The sequence below is a fragment of the Chryseobacterium sp. FR048 genome (assembly GCF_056844665.1).
Window position 1 is genome coordinate 74,677 of record NZ_JBXDSE010000014.1, and the last position, 23,652, is coordinate 98,328.

Below are 23,652 nucleotides of genomic sequence, written 5' to 3' on the forward strand. Positions count from 1 at the left end.
CATATTAACATTCATAGAAAACTCCGGGGAAGTATTTCTCCGGAGTTTTATGTAAAGTCTGTGAAGACAATCAGGTGTTTTTATTTCAGGCTTCCTACCATATCTTCAGGTTTCACCCATTCATCAAACTGTTCAGCGGTAACAAGACCAAGATTGATGGCTTCTTCTTTTAAAGTTGTTCCGTTTTTATGAGCTGTTTTGGCAATTTTAGCGGCATTTTCATATCCGATATGAGTATTTAAAGCCGTTACAAGCATTAAAGACTTATCTACAAGCTCTTTAATTCTTTCATGATTAGGCTCAATACCTACGGCACAGTGATCATTGAACGATATGCAGGCATCAGCGATCAGTTGGGCAGACTGTAAGAAATTATAAGCCATTACCGGTTTAAAGACATTCAGTTCGTAATTTCCCTGAGTTCCCGCAAAAGAAATGGTGGTATCATTTCCAAGAACCTGTGCACAAACCATTGTCATTGCCTCATTTTGTGTAGGGTTTACTTTCCCTGGCATAATAGATGATCCCGGTTCATTCTCAGGAATATGAATCTCTCCGATTCCTGATCTTGGTCCGGATGCAAGCAACCTTACATCCTGAGCAATTTTATATAAAGAAACCGCAAGCTGCTTCAGAGCACCGTGGCTTTCTACAATGGCATCATGAGCGGCCAGAGCTTCAAATTTATTTTCGGCTGTAATGAAAGGATGATTGGTAAACTTAGCAATATATTCGGCAACCTTTACATCATAGCCGTTGGGCGTATTCAGTCCGGTTCCTACAGCTGTTCCTCCCAAAGCAAGTTCGGAAAGATGAGGTAAGGTATTTTTTAAAGCTCTTAATCCAAATTCCAGCTGGGCTACATATCCTGAAAATTCCTGTCCCAGTGTAAGGGGAGTAGCGTCCATAAGGTGGGTTCTCCCGATTTTTACCACATCTTTAAAGGCCTGAGACTTCCCGGCCAGCGTATTCTTTAATTTTTCAACCGCAGGAATGGTCACTTCCACTACCTTTTTATAAGCGGCAATATGCATGGCGGTAGGGTAGGTATCGTTGGATGACTGAGATTTGTTGACATCGTCATTCGGGTGAATCTCTGATTTCTCCCCTAAAGTTCCCCCGTTGTTTACATGAGCTTTGTTTGAAATTACTTCATTGACATTCATATTGGATTGAGTACCGGATCCTGTTTGCCAGATGACCAGCGGGAACTGATCGTTCAGTTTTCCTTCCAGAATCTCTTCACAAACCCTGGCAATCATATCTCTTTTTTCCGCCGGAAGTACTCCCAGATCTGCATTGGCATACGCAGCTGCCTTTTTCAGGTAGGCAAAAGCTTCAATGATTTCATGAGGCATGGAACCTTCCGGTCCGATTTTGAAATTGTTTCTTGAACGTTCCGTCTGTGCACCCCAAAGCTTGTCTGCAGGGACCTGCACTTCTCCCATGGTGTCTTTTTCTATTCTGTAATTCATTGTGATTGAAATTTTTATAAAGTTACTGATAACCGAAGAATTTCACAATTTATAATCATTATAAATATCAATGGAAATGACTGATTTTACTCATATTTTTTTAAAGGAAGCCGTATTTTTGTACAAACAAAAAATTGAATGGAATTTAGATATCAGGATCCGTATCCAATTCAGAAAGATGATACGGTGTACAAAAAGCTTACATCAGATTATGTAAAGGTTGAAAAACTTGGGGACAGAGAAATTTTGACTGTTGACCCGAAAGGATTGGAATTATTGGCTGAGGAAGCTATGGCAGACGTTTCATTCATGTTACGTTCTTCTCATTTGGAGAGCCTTAAAAGAATCATTGATGATCCGGAAGCTACGGATAATGACAGATTCGTTGCCTATAACCTTTTACAGAACGCTGCTGTTGCCGCTGAGGGAGCTCTTCCTTCATGTCAGGATACAGGTACGGCAATCGTAATGGGTAAAAAAGGAGAAAATGTATACACAGGAGTAGATGATGGGGAATACCTGAGCAAAGGAATCTACAATACTTACCAAAAAAGAAACTTAAGATATTCTCAGGTCGTTCCTTTAACGATGTTTGATGAGAAGAATTCAGGATCAAACCTTCCGGCACAGATTGATATTTATGCTAAAAAAGGAGATTATTATGAATTCCTGTTCCTGACAAAAGGAGGAGGTTCCGCAAACAAAACATTCTTATACCAAAAGACGAAATCTTTACTGAACGAAAAATCTCTTGAAGAATTTATCAAAGAAAAGATCTCAGATCTTGGAACAGCAGCTTGCCCGCCATACCACTTGGCTTTGGTAATCGGAGGAACTTCTGCAGAAGCTAACCTTGCAGCAGTAAAGAAAGCTTCGGCAAAATACTATGACAACCTTCCTACAGAAGGAAACGAAGGCGGTCAGGCATTCAGAGACCTTGAGTGGGAAGCTAAAGTTCAGAAAATCTGCCAGGAAAGTGCGATCGGAGCACAGTTTGGAGGGAAATACCTTACTCACGATGTAAGAGTGATCAGACTTCCAAGACATGCTGCTTCTTGCCCGGTAGGAATGGGAGTTTCCTGTTCTGCAGACAGAAATATCAAAGGAAAAATTACAAAAGACGGGATCTTCCTTGAGCAATTGGAACAGGACCCGAAAAGATTCTTACCAGATACACCACCACACCTGGAAGAAGCCGTTGAAATCAATCTGAATAAGCCAATGCCTGAAATTCTGGCTGAGCTTTCAAAATATCCGATCAAAACAAGATTAAAACTGAACGGAACATTGATCGTAGCAAGAGATATTGCTCACGCTAAGATCAAAGAGATCATCGACAGCGGAAAACCAATGCCGGAATATTTCAAAAATCACCCGATCTATTATGCCGGACCGGCAAAAACTCCGGAAGGAATGGCTTCAGGAAGTTTCGGACCTACTACGGCTGGAAGAATGGATGTCTATGTTGACGAATTCCAGAGCCACGGCGGAAGTATGATCATGTTGGCAAAAGGAAACAGAAGTAAAGATGTTACCGATGCCTGCAACAAATACGGAGGTTTCTATCTGGGATCTATCGGAGGACCTGCAGCGATTCTTGCCAAAGACAATATCGTTTCTGTAGACGTTGTAGACTTCCCGGAACTGGGGATGGAAGCAGTAAGAAAAATCGAAGTAAAAGACTTCCCGGCATTCATCATTACCGATGATAAAGGGAACGATTTCTTTGCAAACCTTGCTCATTAATTAGTTTAAAATCAAAATAAATAAAAAAATAGAACGCTGATCTTTTGTGTAAAAAAGAAAAAAGTTCTATTTTTGCCTAAAATCTTTAAGAGAATGATAACGATATTATCAGCATTTTGGCCGTTCTACCAGTTCCTATGGACTGTATTCTTCATTACTATGTTCTTAGTAGGGTTCTGGTGTATTTTCATGTTCTTCGGATTAGTAATCCCAATGTGGCTAACTGAAGGTTTGAAAGAGTATTTCGGAAAAGTAAAACCTTTCGACCCAGAAGATATCAGAAGAAAGCTTATTACTGAGCAGGAAGGTGTAGAAACAATCTACAGCCAGCCTAAAGGGAACGGACCTTTCATTCACGATCACGGACATCATCATTAATTGATTGTCATTGCTTTTTCACCTGAATTCTGAAAAAGTAATATCAAAGCAAAACAACATATATAAACCGCTTAAGCAATTAGGCGGTTTTTCTATTTATTGTTCCGGAGATGCTCGGGAGAAATTCCGAATCTCTTTTTAAAAGCCCTTGTGAAATTCTGGAGGTACTCATATCCGCACTCAATGGCGATCTCCTTGATCATGATTTCCTTATCAGCGATCAGTTTTTTAGCTTTCAGCATCCGGAGTTCAGCAATATAATGGGCTATAGTAGTATGATATTGAGCCTTGAATTCCTTTCTTATCGTATTTTCATTCATCCCGATAAGCTTTCCGATCTCTTCGGCCTTTATATTCCTGTGGTAATTTTCATCGATGAACTTTCGGATCATTTCAGGCGTTTTGGGAATAGATTCCAGAGTGTCTTTTTCATTGAACTGCTCAAGAATAAGAATGAGAAGCTTGCTGATCTTAGCTTCTATAAATAATTTCTGAAGAATTCCTTTTTTGGTAGACTTTACGATCTCATTAAGAATCATATGCATTTCAACCGTCATATCCGGAGGAGTTTCCTTGTGGAGAAATACAAAGTGATTATTCATCATATTCTTCATGATTTCTTCATTTTCCTGATTCGATTCAGGGCTGAGAAGTTGTGAAATATAACGATAGCTGAGTTGAATGTGTAAATATCTGAGAGGATCTCTGCCTTCTGTCCATAGTTCTGACCCTTTTTTCTCCGGAGAATAGTACAGAATATACTGGTTTTTCCCGAATAGAAATTTAGGGTGGGAGTCAATAGCTTCCAGGTAAATATCAGAACTTAATAAAAAAAGGAGATGAAAGCTGGCTGTATTTTCAGAAATATAAGTCCCTGAAATGGCTTCATTTTCAGAATTATCCTGCACAATTTCAATTTCTTCAGCACTGAAAACCATCCTTCTGTTCGGTTGCTTCCTCATACAACATATTTTTAACAGACCATCCCCCATTCCAAGCCTCTTTCTTGAAACAGGATAACTAAAAGTTGGGAAATGATAACCCGGGATTAATTATGTACGGTACTTTTGCGCAAAATTAAATTAAATTTAGAATAAATAAAAATAATATCGATATGATTGAAAATTTATCTCTTACCATTCGAAATCTAAGTGCTGGAATATTGCTCACACTTATGACGGGAGTTCCTTTGCAGGCCCAGGGGACGGGTCTTCCGCAAAACTGTAGCGATCCGGGAAGTAACGTAGGTGATACCGGCTGTGTCAGATTTGTATATCAGGGACAGCAGGTAACGTATGCTACCGTAAGAGCAAAAGATGGAAATATATGGCTTCAGCAGAACCTAGGAAGCTCACAGGTGGCGACCGGGATGGATGATGAAAATTCTTATGGAGATTTTTTCCAATGGGGAAGATGGGATGACGGTCATCAGCTCAAAAACTCTCCTCTGGCATCCGTTCCACAAGTGAACAATCCTGATGGACTGGCAGGAATACATTCATTTATCATAGGTTCGTCCGGATGGTGGGATACAAATGCACTGTCGGATACCTGGGCCGGAAAAAATGTAACAGAAGTTACGGACGCAGTAGGGATAGATCCCTGCAAAGCAATAGGAGCGGATTGGAAAATGCCCTCCCAACCGGAATGGAAAACAATTACCAGTACTGAAAATATTACGAGCCCGGGGAAAGCGCATGCAAGTAATTTAAAACTTCCGGCAGCAGGTTACCGAAGCAATTTAGACGGTGATTTTACCTTTGTTGGAAAAAGAGGATATTACTGGAGTTCAGATCCTACAGGTATTGGAGGTAAATATCTGTATGTGGGAGCAACAGTTGCAAATGCTTCTGCAGGAGCACCGAGAGGACAGGGAGCTTCGGTAAGATGTATCAAACCCGCAGCATCATTAGGAACTGCTGAGGTGAGACTGAACAGCCCGGCAATAGGCATTTATCCCAACCCTGTAAAAGATATTATTACCATTAAAACAGATGCTCATGTAGAAGCGGTGAATATCTTTAATGCGGTAGGTCAGAAGATGAAAACTGAGTTCTCGAACAACCGGGTTGATATAAGCAGATTCCCTTCCGGAGTATACATGCTGGAGTTAACATTTAAAAACGGACAATCCATTTCTAAAAAGATTATAAAAGACTGATCCTTTTTAAGGGTAGCAACCAATATATTGACCAAATTTTCGTTCATATAAAAAATATAGTTCATTACAATTACTTTTATTGGAAGGCTCATGAAATTTTCATGGGTCTTTTTTTATGAATAGTGAAGGATTTGCTGAGGAGAGAGTAAAAATGACTGTCAAAAAAGAAAATTAGTACTATATTCGATAAAAATAAAGATATGAAAAAGTTTTATTTTGTTGTTTTTCTTCTCATTACCATGGGGGCTTTTGGGCAGATTAATTATACCATTACCCCTTCTCCTTTTAATGAAACCGATGCAATTACGCTCACGGTACCAGGAGATCAGATCGATGAAACGGCCTGGGGCGTATCCAATAATTCAATTTATATCTGGTCGTGGTCTTTCGATACCAACTATCAGAATACTCAGGACTGTCCTACCAACGGAAGCTGGAATAACTCCAATGACCAGAATAAGCTAAGCTATAATGCAGGAACCGATACCTATTCTCTGACATTGACGCCCACTACGTTTTTCGGAAGAACAGGAATCGGACGGTTCGGGTTTTTATTAAAAGATAAAACCGGAAGCCATCAGACTATGCCGGATATTTTTGTGAATGTAGGGATTTTAAACCTGAATTTAACCCATCCTCTGGCGAATAGTCTTACTTCGGTTCCGGCAGGAAATTCAATCAATATTACCGCTTCTACCAACGTAAATGCAACCTTTCAGTTGAAAGCCAATGGGATTGTTGTGAACTCTATATCTACTCCTTCACAGGCTTTTAGCTATAACTATACAGTTTCTCAGGATGCCAATATGGAGTTGATTGCCACTCAGGGCTCAAGCTCCAAAAGTACTTCATTCATTTTGCAGGTTCCCAGGAATGTCATTTCTGAAGCCGTTCCAAGCTGGATCAGACAAGGAATCAACTATCATCCGACAGACCAGACAAAAGCAGGCCTTGCCTTATATGCACCCGGGAAAAACTTTGTACATGTAATCGGAAGTTTCAACGGCTGGGCGGTAAATGATGCCTATCTGATGAAAAGAGATACTACCAATCCTGATCTTTACTGGATCGAGCTAACCGGGTTGACTCCACAGCAGCTGTATTCATTTCAATACAGGACAAACGATTTAAGAAAAGTTGCAGATCCTTACTCTCCACAAATCCTGTCTTCCTATGACGATCAATGGATTTCATCCTCTACCTATCCGAATTTACCGGCATTTCCTGCTGGGCAGGGTTTTGAAGTTTCAACATTCAAAACCGGACAAACTCCATACAACTGGCAGGTGACCAACTTTCAGAGACCGGCGAAAGAAGACCTTATTGTCTATGAATTATTACTGAGAGATTTTACACAGGAGAAAAACTGGCAGTCTCTGATTAATAAGATCTCCTATCTTAAAAATTTAAAGATCAATGCTATCGAATTGCTTCCGATCATGGAATTTGACGGAAACCTTTCCTGGGGGTACAATACCTCTTTCCACTATGCATTGGATAAAGCCTACGGAACCCCTGAAAAATTTAAAGAATTTGTAGATCTGTGCCATCAGAACGGAATTGCAGTCATTCTTGATGTAGCATTCAACCATGCCACAGGACGGTCCCCTTTAGTAAGACTTTGGAATATCGATCCGGATGGTGACGGCTATGGAGATGTGGCTCCGGATAACCCTTACTTCAACCAGGTTCCGAAACATTCCTATAATGTGTTCAATGATTTTAACCATTCCAGTTCTTCAACGCAATATTACGTTGAAAGATGCCTTCAGCAATGGCTGTCAGAATACCGTATCGATGGGTTCCGTTGGGATCTGACCAAAGGATTTACCCAAAGCTGTTCCGAAAACGATGAAACCTGTACCAATGCTTATCAACAGGACCGTGTAGATATTATGAAACATTATGCAGACAGACAATGGTCCATTGATCCCAATTCTTATATGATTTTTGAACATCTAGGCACAGATGCTGAAGAGCAGCAATGGGCGAATTACAGAGTAGCAGAAGGAAAAGGAGTAATGCTTTGGAACAAACAGACAGAACCTTATAATCAAAATACGATGGGCTATAAGGAAAATAGTAATTATGACCGGATGAATCATAGTCTTCACGGTTTTACCGATATGCGTGCCGTGGGATATGGAGAAAGCCATGATGAAGAGAGACTGATGTTTAAAAATCTGGCCTATGGAGCAGTCAACGGAAGCTACAATGTAAAAAATCTGAATACCGCCCTTGAAAGAATGAAAACTTTCGGAGCCACATTCTTTACCATTCCAGGACCGAAGATGATCTGGCAGTTTGGAGAACTGGGCTATGAATTCAGTATTAACAGATGTGCAGACGGAACCATCAACAGCGGATGCAGAACAGATGAGAAACCTATAGCTTTTACCTTAGGCTATGATACGGATATAAACAGGAAAGCAGTGTATGATACCTGGGCGAAGATCATCGATATCAGAAATACCCATCAGGTTTTTAAATCCAAAACATACAGTATAGAGTCGAACAATCTGGCGAATGATCCGGATGGACTGATTACCAGAATTTACGTTTATGATAATACGCTTAATGGTATGAAAAACGTAGTGGTTCTGGCTAATTATTCCACTTCAGTACAGAATGTCGTTCCCTATTTTCCTTATACCGGACAATGGCAGAATCTGATGGATGATACCGTTTCCAATATCACTTCTACAACTGTACCGATTACATTGCAGCCAGGAGAGTTCAGAATCTTTGGAAATTATACAGGATCTTTATCCACAGCAGATGTGAATGCGGCAAATAAACTATCTCTTCAGATTGCAGATAATCCGGTAAAGAATGGTCAGGCAAAATTGATCTTTAGCAAAGCAAAAAACGGGGAAATCATTATTTCTGAAATGAGTGGTAAAAAACTGAATACCTTCAAACTGGATAAAGAAAGCGGAACCTATGAAGTGAATGTAAAATATCCTGCAGGAACTTACCTTGTTCAGCTGAAATCAGACACGGGTACTGCTTTACAGAAGATGATCATTCAGTAAACTAAACATTAAATCATAAAAAAAATGAAAAGGCAAATTCGCGAATCAGCGAATTTGCCTTTTTGCATATTTAAAAAAATACTCTACCTTTGCAGTAGATTTATCAAGAAAGGTGGAGGGATTTGGCCCTGAGAAACCTTAGCAACCTGCACGATTCCAGAAGTGTAAAGGTGCTAATTCCAACCCGATGGGGGAGATAAGCGAAATCAATATTCTTATATGAATTCCTTTTCCTGAAGTCTTGTGTAATCTGCGGATTGATCCGCTGGAATATATTATTAACTGGCAAGAGAAAAAATGAAAAAATTAAGTACAGCCGTACTACTGCTTGGGACAATTCTGATTGCTGCCCAGGAGCAGGAGGAAAAAGGAAAACAAATCGAAGATATTATCATCGTAGGTAACCGTAACGCGAAAAGAACAAAGCTGGAAACACCGGTTCCCGTAGACGTGATCAATATTGAAAAAATACAGAAGTCTTCACCTCAGATGACCGTTCAGGATCTGCTGAACTATGTTATCCCGTCGTTCAATTCCGTAAGGCAGTCTGCATCAGACGGGACAGAGCATATTGATCCTGTCACTTTAAGAGGAATGGGTCCGGATCAGGTTTTGGTATTGGTGAATGGAAAACGGAGACATACAACTTCTCTGGTCAATTATCAGAATACGGTGGGCAACGGTTCAGTAGGAACAGACATGAGTACAATTCCCGTGATTGCTATTGAAAAAATAGAAGTTCTAAGAGATGGAGCGGCTGCCCAATATGGTTCTGATGCCATTGCCGGAGTCATCAATATTATCCTTAAAAAAGATATAGGAGCTTCTGCAAGCGCCACCTATGGACTGAGCGGAAGAAATGATGGAGAAACCTACCAGGCCGGGGTCAACTACGGAACTTCTCTGGGGAAAAAAGACAGCTATATCAACCTTTCATTACAACTTAGCCATAGAGGAAAAACAACAAGAACCCAAAATCATGACCTGGATATTTTCGGAGATCATTTTGCGTATGAATTTGCACCCAATTTTGATGATGCAAAAAAAGCAGATGACGACGCAATCAGAGCAAGAGGATTGACTCGTGATGATTTTAATTTTCAGATCGGAGATGCACAGATCAGGCAGGGGCAACTGTTTTTTAATGCAGAATACCCTCTGAATGATCAGCTGAAAATCTATTCTTTTGGTGGATTCAGCATCAAAGAAGGAAAAGGATATGGTTTCAGAAGACTTCCGAGTGAAACCTCGAATGTCGTTGCATCCATTTACCCGAATGGGTTTCAGGCGGTATTGGGATCTCAGATCTATGATTTTTCCTATGCCGTGGGAGCGAAATATAACGTGAATGACTGGCTGGTGGATCTGAGCAATACTTTTGGAAGCAATACTTTCAATTATAATGTCAGCAATACAAATAACGCATCCTTAGGAGCGAAATCTCCAACCCGTTTTTATGCAGGGGCTCATAGCTTTCTGCAAAATACGGTGAACCTTGATGTTTCTAAAAATTTAAACCAATTCAATATTGCATTTGGAGGAGAATTCAGATTCGAACAATATCAGATTAAGCCCGGAGAGGAGGCTTCTTACGCACAGTATGATATTAATGGAAACATCGCTACTGACGGCTCAACGGTGAGTGGAGTTGGAGGATCGCAGTCATTTATAGGCTTTTCACCCCGAAATGCATTGAAAAAAGACAGATATTCCACTGCGGTATATGCTGATATTTCGTATGATCTGGATAAAAAACTGAATATTGATGCGGCAGCAAGATTTGAAAACTATTCCGACTTTGGAAATACCCTGAACGGAAAGCTGGCTGTGAGATATGAATTTGTAAAAAACTATGCTGTACGGGCAGCTGTAGGAACAGGCTTCAGAGCACCTTCTCTTCAACAGCAGTATTTTAATAATTCTTATGCGGATATATCCACTTCAGGGTCCAATATTGTGACCAAAGGGATTTTCAGAAATGACAGTAAAGCAGCCGAGGCTCTTGGATTTGATCATTTAAAGCAGGAAACCTCGGTGAATGGAAGTGCCGGATTTACTTTAAAACCAGCCAAAGGTTTATTCATTACCCTAGACGGTTATATCATCAAAGTAAAAGACAGAATCGTTATTACAAGTAATATTACAGATCCCCGACTATCAGATCCGGAGGTCGTAGGCACAGGAAATGAGGTAGAAAGTGGAAGATTTTTTGCCAATGCTATTGATACTGAAACAAAAGGAGTTGATCTGGTGGTTTCCTATGACTGGAAATTGGCTGGTGGAAACCTGAATATTAACCTTGCCGGAAACTATACGGAAACCAAAATAACAGATTTTCATTTCCCTGAAAAGATCAGTACACCCAGAGATCAATATTTCGGACCGGATCAGATCAACATCATTGAAACACTTTCACCCAAGACAAAGGCCTCATTAGGTTTGAATTATGGAATAGGGAAATTTAATTTTCTGGTAAGAAATACTTATTTTGGTAAAGTGATAAGAGACGGTTTTCCGTTTGGTGAAGTACAGGAATTTTCTCCCAAGGTCGTTACAGACATCAGTGTAGGATATGATATTACCAAACAAATCAATCTTACCGTAGGGGCCAATAATGTATTGGATGTTTTTCCGGATCTTCAGGTCTATAAAAATTCGTATTATGGTGTGTTCAAATATGCACCGGTGCAGATGGGAACACTGGGAAGTTATTTCTTCGGAAGGCTTAATTTTAATTTTTAATCATTAAATGAGTACAGTTTCACATAAAATTGGATGGAAAACAGCTGCGGCCATTGTGGTTTCCAATATGATAGGGACAGGTATTTTTACCACTCTGGGATTCCAGCTGTCTGATATTACCAATACCTACAGTATTTTTCTGTTGTGGATCATTGGAGGAATTCTGGCTTTGTTCGGGGCATTCTGTTATGCCGAACTGGGATCTTATTTCAAAGGAAACGGAGGTGATTTTATTTACCTTAAAGAAACCTATCATCCATTGTTCGGATACCTGATAAGCTGGATCTCACTCATTATAGGATTTTCATCACCTGTTGCACTGGCAGCGCTGGCGATGTCAAAATATCTTTCGGTATTTGAGTACAATTTCGGAAATAGCTTTGCGATTGCTGCTATTTTTCTGATTGCAGTCAGTCTGTCATTCAGTTTAAAGACTTCCAGCAGATTTCATAACTTCTTTACTTTTATTAAAATAGCATTTATTATTGTGCTTATTATTCTGGGAGTAGGACTCTCGGATTCTCCTCAGATCGGAAATAGCCTGAATTTTACGGACAGCTGGCAGAATGAGATCATGCTTCCTGCATTTGCTACGTCCCTGGTTTTTGTTACTTATTCCTATACCGGTTGGAATTCGGCTTCTTATATCGCAGGGGAGATCAATGATGTTCAGAAAAACCTTCCCAAATCTCTGATCATCGGAACTGTTTTTGTGACGGTAAGTTATATTCTGGTCAATTACATTATGCTGAAGCATGCTCCGGTGAGCCAGCTCGCAGGAAAAGAAGATGTAATGGGAGAAGCTGCTGTCAATATGCTTGGTCCTGCTTTTGGAAAAATAGTCAATATTTTTATTGCGCTGCAGCTCATTGCGACGATCAGTGGTTATCTTTGGGTAGGGTCAAGATTGACACAGGCATTTGCTAAGGACAGTTATATCTGGAAGCCGCTTTCAGTCAGTAATCAGAAAGGGATTCCGGTAAGAGCTATTTTTGCCCATGCAGTGATTGCTGCTGTCATTATTCTGACAGGAAGTTTTAAAGAAATATTCGTTTATACAGCTTTTATTCTTCAGTTATTTGCAAGCCTTGCGATCTCTACAGTGTATTTCCTTAAAAAAGAAGACCGGAGAATCTTCAAATCCAATGCTTTTTACATTTTTCCGACCGTTTTTTTATTATTCAGCGGATATATCCTTTATTTTACTTTGATCCATAATCCCAAAGAAAGTATGATCGGGCTGGGAATTGTAGCGGTGGGAATTGTTTTATATGTAATAGACAGAAGACTGAATAAAGCCAACTGACGGAAACAAGAGCCTTAAAATACCCATAGCCAGTTTTGCAAATTACCCTTTTTGCAGTTTCGTCCTAGCGTTCAAAAATTTATACTTTAATTTTGAATTAATAATTCTTATCTTTGCACCCACAAAAATTCCAGAATGTCTAAATCATTAATTCCAAAATTAGAAGCTATAAAACAAAGATATAATGAGGTTGCAGACCTTATTATACAGCCTGATGTCATTTCAGACCAAAAAAGATATTCTTCTTTGAACAAAGAATATAGTGATTTGGGGAAAATTGTAAGGGTTTACGATCAGTACAAAGGAGCTTTGGATTCTATTGCTGAGTCTGATGAAATCATTGCTGATGGGTCAGACAGAGATCTTGTAGACTTGGCTAAAGAGGAAAAGCTGGAAGCACAATCCAGAATTCCAGGTTTGGAAGAAGAGCTTAAAGTATTACTGATTCCTAAAGATCCTGCAGATGACAAGAACGTTATCGTGGAATTACGTGCCGGAACAGGAGGAGATGAAGCTGCCATTTTCGTAGAAGATGTTTACAGAATGTATACCATGTACTTCAAAACAAAAGGCTGGAGACATGAAGTGACAGATTCTAATGAAGCGGCAAAAGGCTACAAGGAACTGATCATGAAAGTGGAAGGAGAAGGCGTATATGGAATCATGAAGTTCGAATCCGGAGTTCACCGTGTACAGCGTGTACCGGAAACAGAATCTCAGGGAAGAGTTCATACTTCAGCAATTACCATTGCGGTTTTACCGGAAGCGGAAGAAGTAGATTTCGAACTGAATCCTGCAGATATTGAAATGCAGACTTCACGTTCAGGAGGTGCCGGAGGTCAGAACGTAAACAAGGTTGAAACTAAAGTTCAGTTGACACACAAACCTTCAGGTCTTGTGGTTGTTTGTCAGCAGGCCCGTTCTCAGCTGGCTAACCGTGAGCTGGCAATGGAAATGCTAAGAACAAAACTATACGATATAGAACTGCAGAAAGTACAGGGAGATATTGCTGCACAGCGTAAATCTATGGTTTCTACAGGTGACCGTTCTGCAAAGATTAAAACATACAACTATCCGCAAGGAAGGGTAACAGATCATAGAATCAACAAATCGATGTATAATCTGGATGCTTATATGAATGGGGATATTTCTGAAATGATCGATGCGGTAATCATGGCAGAAAATGCAGAGAAAATGAAAGGAGAAGAAGAAAACTACTAAAGTTTTATACATACAAACAAAACCTCTGAAAATCTCAGAGGTTTTTGTTTTTCAAATCATTAAATCAAATATATATTATGAAAAATTACAAAATTATTTTATTACTGTTGCTTACGATGATGGGGCAGTACGTTTCGGCTCAGGTGGAAGTTAAGAAACCCAAAGAAGCATTTGAATTATTCTTCGGAACCTTTGTGAACAATGATGAGGTTTCATTGAACAAACTTAACGACTATTTGAGGCCTACCGTAGAAGGGCAGAATGCATATCAGGTAAATTTTAAAGAAACATCCGACGAAATGAAAAAAGGGACTGTGGAGAATTTCCTGGCCGCATTTCCCAAAGCTGCTGCTACAGCATGTAAAAAAGAGGCTGAAGATTATTTCACGGCTATGCTTGAAAACTTTAAAGCCGGAAAACTTACCGTTAAAGAGGTAAAAGTGGTTCCTAATGAATATGTAGAAGGAGATAAAATTGCTGAGATTACTTATTCCGTAAGCTTTAAGGTCCCTTCCAAATTAACCCCTGGACCTACCGGAGATATTAAAAAAGTGAAAGCCGAAGACCTGAAGAAATACCTGATTCAGGCAGTTCAGGATTTTAAAAATGCAGATAAGACGGTAACGACAGATCAGAATTTTAGTTTGTACGAACTTAAAGAAGGGGGTAAAACATATTATTGGAATGGGAGCCCGGATGAAATTGTGACGAACCTTACCGATTTTTACTTCGGGAGTTTCGGAACAAATGAATAGTTGAAAAATACTTTAAATACAGAATAAAAGTCTCCGTTTTGGAGGCTTTTTTTATTTCACAGACTTTGCGTATTTTTGAGAAAACCGTTCACTATGAATTTTAAACCTATGTTATTAACTGCTGGAGTTTTGTTTTCAGCATCTTTTTACGCTCAAAAAATGAATTATCCTAAAGCAATAAAGGGGAATCAGACAGATACTTATTTTGGAACTGCCGTTTCAGATCCTTTCAGAGACCTGGAAAATGATTCTGATGCTACAAAAAAATGGGTAGATGAAGAAGTTGCCTATAGCCAGAACTACCTTTCAAAAATTCCGTTCAGAGATAAAATTAAGAACCAGTTGAAAGAGATCTGGAATTATGAAAAAATTTCAGCGCCTTTTGAAAGAGGTGATTATACTTATTATTCTAAAAATGACGGTCTACAGGCACAGTCGGTTTTATACAGAACCAACAAGAAGACAAAAGCTACAGAAGTATTTTTAGATCCGAATAAATTTTCAGAAAAAGGAACCACTTCACTGGCTACCTTATCATTTAACGAAAAAGGAAACCTTGCAGCGTATGCTATTTCTGAAGGCGGAAGCGACTGGAACAAAATCATAATCATCGATGCAGTTACCAAAAAACAGATTGATGAAACTTTATTGGATGTAAAATTCAGTGGTATCGCATGGCAGAATGATGAAGGCTTCTATTATTCAAGCTATGACAAACCTAAAGAAGGAACGGTACTTTCAGGAATGACTGATAAACATAAAGTATATTTTCATAAACTGGGGACAAAGCAATCTGAAGATAAACTGATCTTCGGAGGAGAGAAAACACCAAGAAGATACTTAGGAGCCAGCGTGTCAGAAGATCAGAGGTTCCTTATCATTTCTGCAGCCAATGCAACCAACGGAAACGAATTGTATATCAAAGATCTGAAGAAAGGCGGGGACTTTGTACAGATCACAAAAGGATTTGATATTAATGCCTACATTGTAGATACGGATGGAGATAACCTTTTTATTTCCACAGATAAAGATGCTCCCAATATGCGTCTTGTAAAAACTACCATTGCAAACCCTGCTCCTGAAACCTGGAAAGATGTAATTCCGCAAACTGAAAATGTACTGGGAATTTCTACCGGAGGTGGATACTTCTTTGCAACCTATATGATTGATGCCATTGATCAGGTAAAACAATTTGATAAGACAGGGAAGTTGATCAGAGAAATTACTCTTCCTGGAAAAGGAAATATTTCCGGCTTCGGAGGAAAGGAAAAAGAGAAAGACCTTTACTATTCTTTCAGTAACTATATCACTCCGGGAACTACCTACAAATTTAATGTAGATTCCGGTAAATCAGAAGTATACCAGAAGCCGAAAGTGAAATTTAATCCTGATGATTATGTTTCTGAACAAGTATTCTATACCTCAAAAGACGGAACCAAAGTTCCTATGATGATCAACTATAAAAAGGGAATTAAGCTTGATGGGAAGAATCCTACGATTCTATATTCTTATGGAGGATTTAATATCAGCTTGCAGCCTTCTTTCTCTGTAGTGAATGCGATCTGGATGGAAAATGGTGGAATCTATGCCGTTCCAAACATCCGTGGCGGAGGTGAATATGGAAAAAAATGGCATGATGCAGGAACTAAACAACAGAAGAAAAACGTTTTTGACGACTTTATCGCTGCAGGAGAATATTTGCAGAAAAAAGGATATACTTCCAAAGACTATATGGCTCTTTCAGGAAGATCGAATGGAGGATTGCTGGTAGGAGCAACGATGACGATCCGTCCGGACCTTGCCAAAGTAGCCTTCCCTGGCGTTGGAGTTTTAGATATGTTGAGATATAACAAATTCACTGCAGGAGCAGGCTGGGCATATGACTATGGAACTGCAGAAGACAGCAAAGAAATGTTCGAATATCTTAAGTCATATTCTCCGGTACATAATGTAAAGGCAGGAACCTGCTATCCGTCTACCATGATCATTACCAGTGACCATGATGATAGAGTGGTACCGGCTCACTCATTCAAATTCGGGGCAGAACTTCAGGAGAAGCAGGCATGTAAGAATCCTATTTTGTTGAGAATTGAAAAAAATGCGGGTCACGGAGCAGGAAGAGCAACGGATCAGGTAATCAGTGAAAATGCGGATCTTATATCATTTGCATTGTATGAGATGGGAATCAAGAAATAGTTGTTGAATAATAATAAATATAAAAAAACGATCAATTTTATTTAAAATTGATCGTTTTTTTTAGGGTGTATTGTTTATAATTTGTACTTTTAGGCCGGATATTTAAAGTTTACTAATTTTTATTTAATTAGGCAATTATGAAAAAGAGAATTTTACTAGTTTGTGCATTGGCAGCTGGGCTGTCAAGCTTTAATGCACAGAGGTGGGAGCCGGCCTCACAAAGAACGTCTCAAACCAGAAAAGAAGTTGAAGTTCAGTATTCTTACAGACTGGATTTACAGTCTCTTAGAAATGCGCTGAAAGATGCTGTAGAAACGGGAAAAGGTGCTAAACCTGTTATTATTTCCTTACCTACAGCAGAAGGGAAAATTGAAAAATTTGCAGTGTACAGTGATCCTGTAATGGAGAAATCACTAGCAGACAGATATCAATTAGGATCTTATATTGGAGTAGGTGTGGATGATCCGGGTAAATACCTAAGATTCAGTACTGCTCCTACCGAAATGGAATCCATGATTATTAAAGACGGAAAATTCCAGTTTATAGAGCCTATTACTACAGATAAGCAAGTGTATGGTGTTTTCTATAAAACAAAGAGAACAGAAGGAGAACATGGTTTTGAATGTACAACAGAAGAAAAAAACATTAAAGACATCAAGTCTTTAGAAGCAAACGGAAAAAAGACTCTTTCCAACATTAATGTTGGAAATGCCAACAGACCTGCAAGCACAAAATTCAGAACATATAGATTAGCGCTTTCTGTTACAGGAGAATATACTCAATATTTTATGGCTCAGGCAGGGGTGCCTGCTACTGCGACAGATGCTGAAAAGAAGGCTCCGGCGCTTGTAGCGATGAATAATTCAATGACTCGTGTCAATGGAATTTTTCAGAAAGATTTCGGAATTAAAGCTGTGATTCAGGATCTTCCCAATATTATTTATATAGATCCTGCTACTGACCCTTATACTACTAATTTAAATTTACAGCTTCAGCAGACATTAACTCAGCAGGTAGGAAATGCCAATTATGATATGGGGCATGTATTCAATGCTGCAGGAGGAAACGGTAACGCAGGATCTATCGGTTCTACATGTGTTAACCCTGCAAGTAATACATCTTTGGCAAAAGGATCTGCATTTACTCAGAGTACATCTCCAAAAGGTGACGCCTTCGATATCGATTATGTAGCTCATGAGATGGGGCACCAGTTGGGAGGTAACCATACATTCTCACACAACTCAGAAGGATCAGGAGCCAATGTAGAGCCTGGTGGGGGTACTACCATAATGGGATACGCAGGAATTACCGGAGATAATGTTCAAATGTTTACAGATGCTTATTACCATTATACTTCTATTAATCAGGTACTGAATAGCCTTGATAGTAAGTCAGATTGTGGAGTGTGGGCGGATATATCAACAAATACAGCTCCTGTAATTTCAGCTCTTCCTACTACTTACACTATTCCTAAAGGAACTGCATACTATCTGGAAGCTACTGCTACAGACGCTGATCCGATCAAATATACATGGGAACAGTATGACAGTGTTGATACGTATCATTCAATTTCTGGAGACAGCGGTTGGGGATATAATTCTCAGGGAGCATTGGCAAGATCTTATTTTGGAACGACAAGCGGAAGAAGATATTTCCCAAGTCTTCCTATAGTAATGTCAGGAAATTTAACTGATAAGACAAAATGGGAGACTGTTTCTTACGCTCCAAGACTGCTTAATTATGCAGTGACGGTAAGAGATGAAAATATAACTCCAATGTTAGTGTCTGCTGAAACTAAAGTAGACGTTAAAGCGGATGGTCCTTTCAAATTTACGGGTCTTAATGATTCTTCGGTAATGTATAACAATGCTGCCAATACAATTTCATGGGATGTTGTAAATACGAATTCTGCACCTTATAACGTAACAAACGTAAAAATAGAATATACAACTGACCTTGTCAACGGATCTTCATGGACTGAACTTGTAGCTTCTACTCCTAACTCAGGAAGCTATACCGCTCAAATGCCTTCTGGAGTGACAGGACCAATTAAATTGAAAATTTCTGCTATAGGAAATATTTTCTACGCTGTATCACCTAAGATTACTATTGGAGCTGCACCAACTTCAACAACAGATGCGCCAACAGGAATTTCAACGATAAGTACAGAAGTGTTGAAAAATTCAGCCGTTGTGGGTTGGAATAATGTTCCGGGAGCAACCTATTCTGTTAGATATAGAAAAGCAGGTGCAACAACTTGGACAAATGCAACAAGTAATACGAGTTTCGCTTCTCTAAACTCTCTTGAAGACGAAACGAGTTATGACGTTCAGGTGGCTACAGTGGTAAATACTGTTGTAGGAACATACTCTCCAACGTATACATTCAAAACAAAAGGATTGACGACAGGAGTAGATTATTGCTTAATGAGTTCTGGTGGAAATAGCTTTGCAAGTTTTAGATACAATAGTGGTATGGCTCAATTAAATCTGGCTAATCTGGCATTTTCAGATTTAACTTATAAAAATATTTTCAGCAGTTATAGAGATTATAGCCAGGATGAGACTAAAATTGTTAACTTAACAAAAGGAACACAATATACAGCCTCATACTTTAATGTTGGTAACACACAGAACTATAATGACCACATAACAATTTGGATAGACTACAACAGAAATGGTATTTTTGAAGATTCAGAGAAAGTTGGTTCTAAAGCAACAGTTCCGCCTATTGCAAATGGTGCAAATGGTGCATATACTGGAAATATAGTGTTTACGGTTCCAACTGATGCTTATTCTGGAGATAAACTGTTGAGAATGAGAGTAGCCAATACTTTCTTTAATGCTTCTTCCGGACCATGTGGTTATCCAAGTGTTCCTGTAAATGGAGGTGGATTCCTTTCATACGGTTCATTTAAAGATTTCTCTGTGAAAATCTCAGAAACCCTTGGTGTAAACGAAACCAATGGTACAAAACCATCTGAAGTTTCTATCTATCCTAACCCTGCAGATACCTTTGTAGAAGTGAAAAATCTGAAAGGTAAAGCAGATTACAAAATCTACTCTGCTGACGGAAGATTAGTTCAGGACGGTAAGATTGACGGAAATAGAATCAATGTTGCTTCATTGATCAAAGGAATGTATGTTGTAACGATCAAAGACGAAAAAGATACTTACAATACGAAACTTATCAAAAAGTAGGAGTAAATAAACAACTATAATGTAAAACCCCCGGATGAATTTCATCCGGGGGTATTTTATTATGCTGAATTGATTAATTCTTTGTAAACTTAGAACTTAAACTCCCAATCTTATAAAAATAGACTCCCTTAGGTAGAGCTTCTACATCAACAGAGACCTTACCTTCTGAGGTGGAAAAAGATTTGTTCACAACTAATTTTCCGGTTACATCAAAAACTTCAATTTTATTTGCTCCGTTTCCGGGATTCATAACATTCAGGATTTTGTTAGTGGGAATAGGAAATGCAGATAACTTGTTTCCTGTCTGAATTTCTTTTGCTGCCAAAACAGAAGTTGGTAGAGCATAAACATCTGTTAATGGAATGCTGCTGTTATTAAAAGTTGTACCACTATGAACAATTAACTTATTGGTATTTGTCGTAACATCATGAAAAACTTGGAAGCCTCCATCGTATAATTTATTAGGATCTGTATGGAAGTCTTTAATTAATGTTCCATCTTCATTAATTAATAGTAGCTTATAAAAAGTTTGTGTATCATTAAAAATACCTACCATAAATTCGAATTTACTATCAGTATTAAATATATTTTTTGATATTGAAAATTCTTCACCATAAAAATCTAATCGATTAAAATTTGCTGGCATTGGAACCGTTACTGTTTTATAAAGTGAATAATTAGAATTATAAATTTTTAATTTATTATCAGTAGTCTTCGAAATATAAAATGTTTCTGTAGGAGTGGAATAAACGAATGTATTTTCATTAGAGAACGAATGTTCAAGATTTAATTGAGCAAAAGCGAAATTGGCAGCCATTAGAGAAACGGCAGAAAATAATAATTTTTTCATGATTTTAATTTAAAATTTGAGCTGCCTAAGTTAATTAAATTTATATTATAAATGAGGCTTGGATGCTTATCAATAATCTTTTGATGAGGATCTTAAACGGAATTTAATACTAGAGTATTGTAATTTAAAACTCATGTAATCATAAACTTATCAATACTTATTTGTTATTCTAAAAATGCTTAAATTTAGCCATCTAATAAATATGTAAGTATGAGAAGAGAAGTTCACAATAAAACTCCTCAATTTGATATAACTAAAAAAATAACTGAAATCTATCCTTTTGAAAAAGACGGATTACAGTTGAAATCTTCCTATACAAAAGAAGATGTTAAGGATAAGTCTTTAACAGAAACCTCTCCGGGAATGGCTCCTTATTTAAGAGGACCGTATTCCACGATGTATGTTCAAAAACCATGGACGATCCGTCAATATGCCGGGTTCTCCACCGCAGAAGAATCCAATGCGTTTTACAGAAGAAACCTTGCTGCTGGACAAAAAGGGCTTTCAGTAGCATTTGATTTGGCAACCCACAGAGGATATGATTCTGACCACTCAAGAGTAGTAGGAGACGTTGGAAAAGCGGGAGTAGCCATTGATTCTGTTGAAGACATGAAAATTCTTTTCAACGAGATTCCACTGGATCAGATCTCGGTTTCCATGACGATGAATGGAGCTGTACTTCCGATTCTGTCTTTCTATATCGTTGCCGCTGAAGAACAAGGGGTAAAACAGGAACAACTTTCAGGAACCATCCAGAATGATATTCTGAAAGAATTTATGGTAAGAAATACCTACATCTATCCGCCTGCTCCTTCCATGAAGATCATTGCCGATATTTTTGAATATACCTCAAAGAACATTCCGAAATTCAACTCTATTTCCATATCAGGATACCATATGCAGGAAGCCGGAGCTACTCCGGTGCTGGAAATGGCTTATACCCTGGCAGATGGCCTTGAATACGTAAGAACCGGGATCAAAGCAGGGATGAATGTAGATGACTTTGCACCAAGACTATCTTTCTTCTGGGCTATCGGGATGAATCACTTCATGGAAATCGCGAAAATGCGTGCAGCCAGATACATTTGGGCTACCCTTTTAAAACAGTTCAATCCTCAGAATGCAAAATCACTGGCCCTGAGAACCCATTCGCAGACTTCAGGATGGTCTTTGACGGAACAGGAACCTTTCAATAATATCACAAGAACGGCTATTGAAGCATTATCTTCAGCGTTAGGCGGAACACAGTCACTGCACACCAACGCCTTAGATGAGGCTATTGCACTTCCTACAGATTATTCAGCGAAGATTGCGAGAAACACACAGATCATTCTTCAGCAGGAAAGCGGAATATGTGATGTAGTAGATCCGATGGGAGGTAGTAACCTGGTAGAAAGCCTTACCCAGCAAATGATCGAAGAAGCAATGAGATACATCGATGAGGTAGAGCAGGAAGGAGGGATGACCAAAGCGATAGAAGCCGGAATTCCTAAAATGAGAATCGAAGAAGCTGCTGCAAAAAAACAGGCGAAGATTGATAGTGGGGAAGAATTTATCATTGGGGTCAATTCATTCAAATCATCATTGAAACAGGATGCTATTGAGATTCTGGATATTGACAACACAGAAGTTCGCAGAAAGCAGATTGAAAGACTGAACAATATAAAAGCGGAAAGAAACTCAGAAGCTGTTACACAGATCCTGAATGACATTCGTGAAAGTGCGAGAACAGGAAAAGGAAACCTTCTGGCATTATGCATCGAAGCCGCAAGAAGAAGAGTTACCCTTGGTGAAATGAGTGATGCCATGGAAGAAACCTTTGGAAGATATAAAGCCAACATTAAAACAATCTCTGGAGTATATGCCATGAATGCCGGGAAAAACGAATACTTTGAAAAAGCCCTTCATCTGACTCAGAAGTTTGAAGAGGAAGAAGGACGCCGCCCGAGAATAATGGTGGCGAAAATGGGACAGGATGGACACGACAGAGGTGCAAAAGTGGTAGCAACAGCATTTGCAGATATGGGATTTGATGTCGATGTAGCACCATTGTTCCAGACTCCGGAAGAAGTGGCAAAACAAGCCATTGAAAACGATATTCACATTCTGGGAGTATCTTCATTAGCCGCAGGACACAAAACATTGGTGCCGCAGGTAGTGGAAGAACTTTCAAAATTAGGAGCAGATGATGTTACCATTGTCGTGGGAGGAGTAATTCCACAGCAGGATTATGAATTCCTTTATGCTAACGGAGCCGACTTTATTTTCGGCCCTGGAACCAATCTTCCTAAATGTGCCGTGGAAATTCTGGAAAGACTTCTGGCAAAAATTTAATAGTAAACCAAAAAAAAAATAAAGGCTGTTTCTCAATACCAGAAACAGCCTTGTTTATTTTAACTCTCACTTCCTTTACAGATTAGAATCAATGGTTATGAAAGTGGGTTTCACACAAAGTTTCTATTCTGATGCTTTAATATTTCGAGGAAGCAAAGATGGAATTTTATTGATTTTTATGAGATATAAACATAACCACTGCGCTTCATCAGCAGCGAAGCTGCCCAATCCTTAGCCTCCTAAAGTAAAACAT

General features: G+C 38.9%; 14 protein-coding genes and 1 riboswitch. Of the genes, 11 read left to right on the forward strand and 3 right to left on the reverse strand.

The annotated features are described in order from the left end of the window. Positions 1–80: 80 nt before the first annotated feature. Positions 81–1,475 carry a class II fumarate hydratase gene (gene fumC, locus AC106K_RS26680; protein ID WP_482448663.1) on the reverse strand — a complete coding sequence of 465 codons (1,395 nt, stop codon included), beginning with the start codon at positions 1,473–1,475 and terminating at the stop codon, positions 81–83. Positions 1,476–1,613: 138 nt separating this feature from the next. Between fumC and AC106K_RS26685 the strand changes: the two genes are divergently transcribed. Beyond that, positions 1,614–3,221, forward strand: a complete 1,608-nt coding sequence (locus AC106K_RS26685; protein ID WP_482448664.1) for a fumarate hydratase — start codon at positions 1,614–1,616, stop codon at positions 3,219–3,221. A gap of 93 nt (positions 3,222–3,314) precedes the next feature. Next, positions 3,315–3,599, forward strand: a complete 285-nt coding sequence (locus tag AC106K_RS26690) for a hypothetical protein (protein ID WP_174715423.1) — start codon at positions 3,315–3,317, stop codon at positions 3,597–3,599. Positions 3,600–3,691: 92 nt separating this feature from the next. Here the strand turns inward: AC106K_RS26690 and AC106K_RS26695 are convergent, their stop codons facing one another. Continuing rightward, entirely contained in the window at positions 3,692–4,561 is an 870-nt protein-coding gene (locus tag AC106K_RS26695) for a helix-turn-helix transcriptional regulator (protein WP_482448665.1), read from the reverse strand. 152 nt (positions 4,562–4,713) lie between these two features. Here AC106K_RS26695 and AC106K_RS26700 point away from each other — a divergent pair, with 152 nt between their 5' ends. The 8 genes from AC106K_RS26700 to AC106K_RS26735 all read left to right on the forward strand — a co-directional run bounded on the left by AC106K_RS26700 (position 4,714) and on the right by AC106K_RS26735 (position 20,215). Next, the gene (locus AC106K_RS26700) at positions 4,714–5,760 is read left to right on the forward strand and encodes a T9SS type A sorting domain-containing protein (protein ID WP_482448666.1); all 1,047 of its coding nucleotides are present in this window, start codon (positions 4,714–4,716) and stop codon (positions 5,758–5,760) included. 200 nt (positions 5,761–5,960) lie between these two features. Beyond that, positions 5,961–8,795, forward strand: coding sequence for an alpha-amylase family glycosyl hydrolase (locus tag AC106K_RS26705; protein WP_482448667.1), 2,835 nt, complete (start codon positions 5,961–5,963; stop codon positions 8,793–8,795). Positions 8,796–8,892: 97 nt separating this feature from the next. Continuing rightward, a riboswitch (SAM riboswitch) is annotated at positions 8,893–8,998 on the forward strand. Between the two features lie 94 nt (positions 8,999–9,092). Beyond that, complete coding sequence (locus AC106K_RS26710) at positions 9,093–11,537, forward strand: TonB-dependent receptor plug domain-containing protein (RefSeq protein ID WP_482448668.1); 2,445 nt, start codon at positions 9,093–9,095, stop codon at positions 11,535–11,537. Positions 11,538–11,544: 7 nt separating this feature from the next. Beyond that, on the forward strand, positions 11,545–12,843 hold the full coding sequence (locus tag AC106K_RS26715; protein ID WP_482448669.1) for an APC family permease: 1,299 nt from the start codon (positions 11,545–11,547) through the stop codon (positions 12,841–12,843). A gap of 135 nt (positions 12,844–12,978) precedes the next feature. Further along, positions 12,979–14,064 carry a peptide chain release factor 1 gene (gene prfA / locus AC106K_RS26720; RefSeq protein WP_114822089.1) on the forward strand — a complete coding sequence of 362 codons (1,086 nt, stop codon included), beginning with the start codon at positions 12,979–12,981 and terminating at the stop codon, positions 14,062–14,064. A 77-nt stretch (positions 14,065–14,141) separates the two neighbouring features. Continuing rightward, positions 14,142–14,819, forward strand: a complete 678-nt coding sequence (locus AC106K_RS26725; protein WP_482448670.1) for a hypothetical protein — start codon at positions 14,142–14,144, stop codon at positions 14,817–14,819. 93 nt (positions 14,820–14,912) lie between these two features. Beyond that, on the forward strand, positions 14,913–17,015 hold the full coding sequence (locus tag AC106K_RS26730) for a prolyl oligopeptidase family serine peptidase (RefSeq protein ID WP_482448671.1): 2,103 nt from the start codon (positions 14,913–14,915) through the stop codon (positions 17,013–17,015). Between the two features lie 137 nt (positions 17,016–17,152). Further along, positions 17,153–20,215 carry a reprolysin-like metallopeptidase gene (locus AC106K_RS26735; RefSeq protein ID WP_482448672.1) on the forward strand — a complete coding sequence of 1,021 codons (3,063 nt, stop codon included), beginning with the start codon at positions 17,153–17,155 and terminating at the stop codon, positions 20,213–20,215. A gap of 73 nt (positions 20,216–20,288) precedes the next feature. On the opposite strand, the gene AC106K_RS26740 is transcribed toward AC106K_RS26735, so the two are convergent. Further along, on the reverse strand, positions 20,289–21,065 hold the full coding sequence (locus AC106K_RS26740; RefSeq protein ID WP_482448673.1) for a T9SS type A sorting domain-containing protein: 777 nt from the start codon (positions 21,063–21,065) through the stop codon (positions 20,289–20,291). A gap of 210 nt (positions 21,066–21,275) precedes the next feature. Here AC106K_RS26740 and scpA point away from each other — a divergent pair, with 210 nt between their 5' ends. Next, positions 21,276–23,399 carry a methylmalonyl-CoA mutase gene (gene scpA, locus AC106K_RS26745; RefSeq protein WP_482448674.1) on the forward strand — a complete coding sequence of 708 codons (2,124 nt, stop codon included), beginning with the start codon at positions 21,276–21,278 and terminating at the stop codon, positions 23,397–23,399. Positions 23,400–23,652 lie beyond the last annotated feature (253 nt).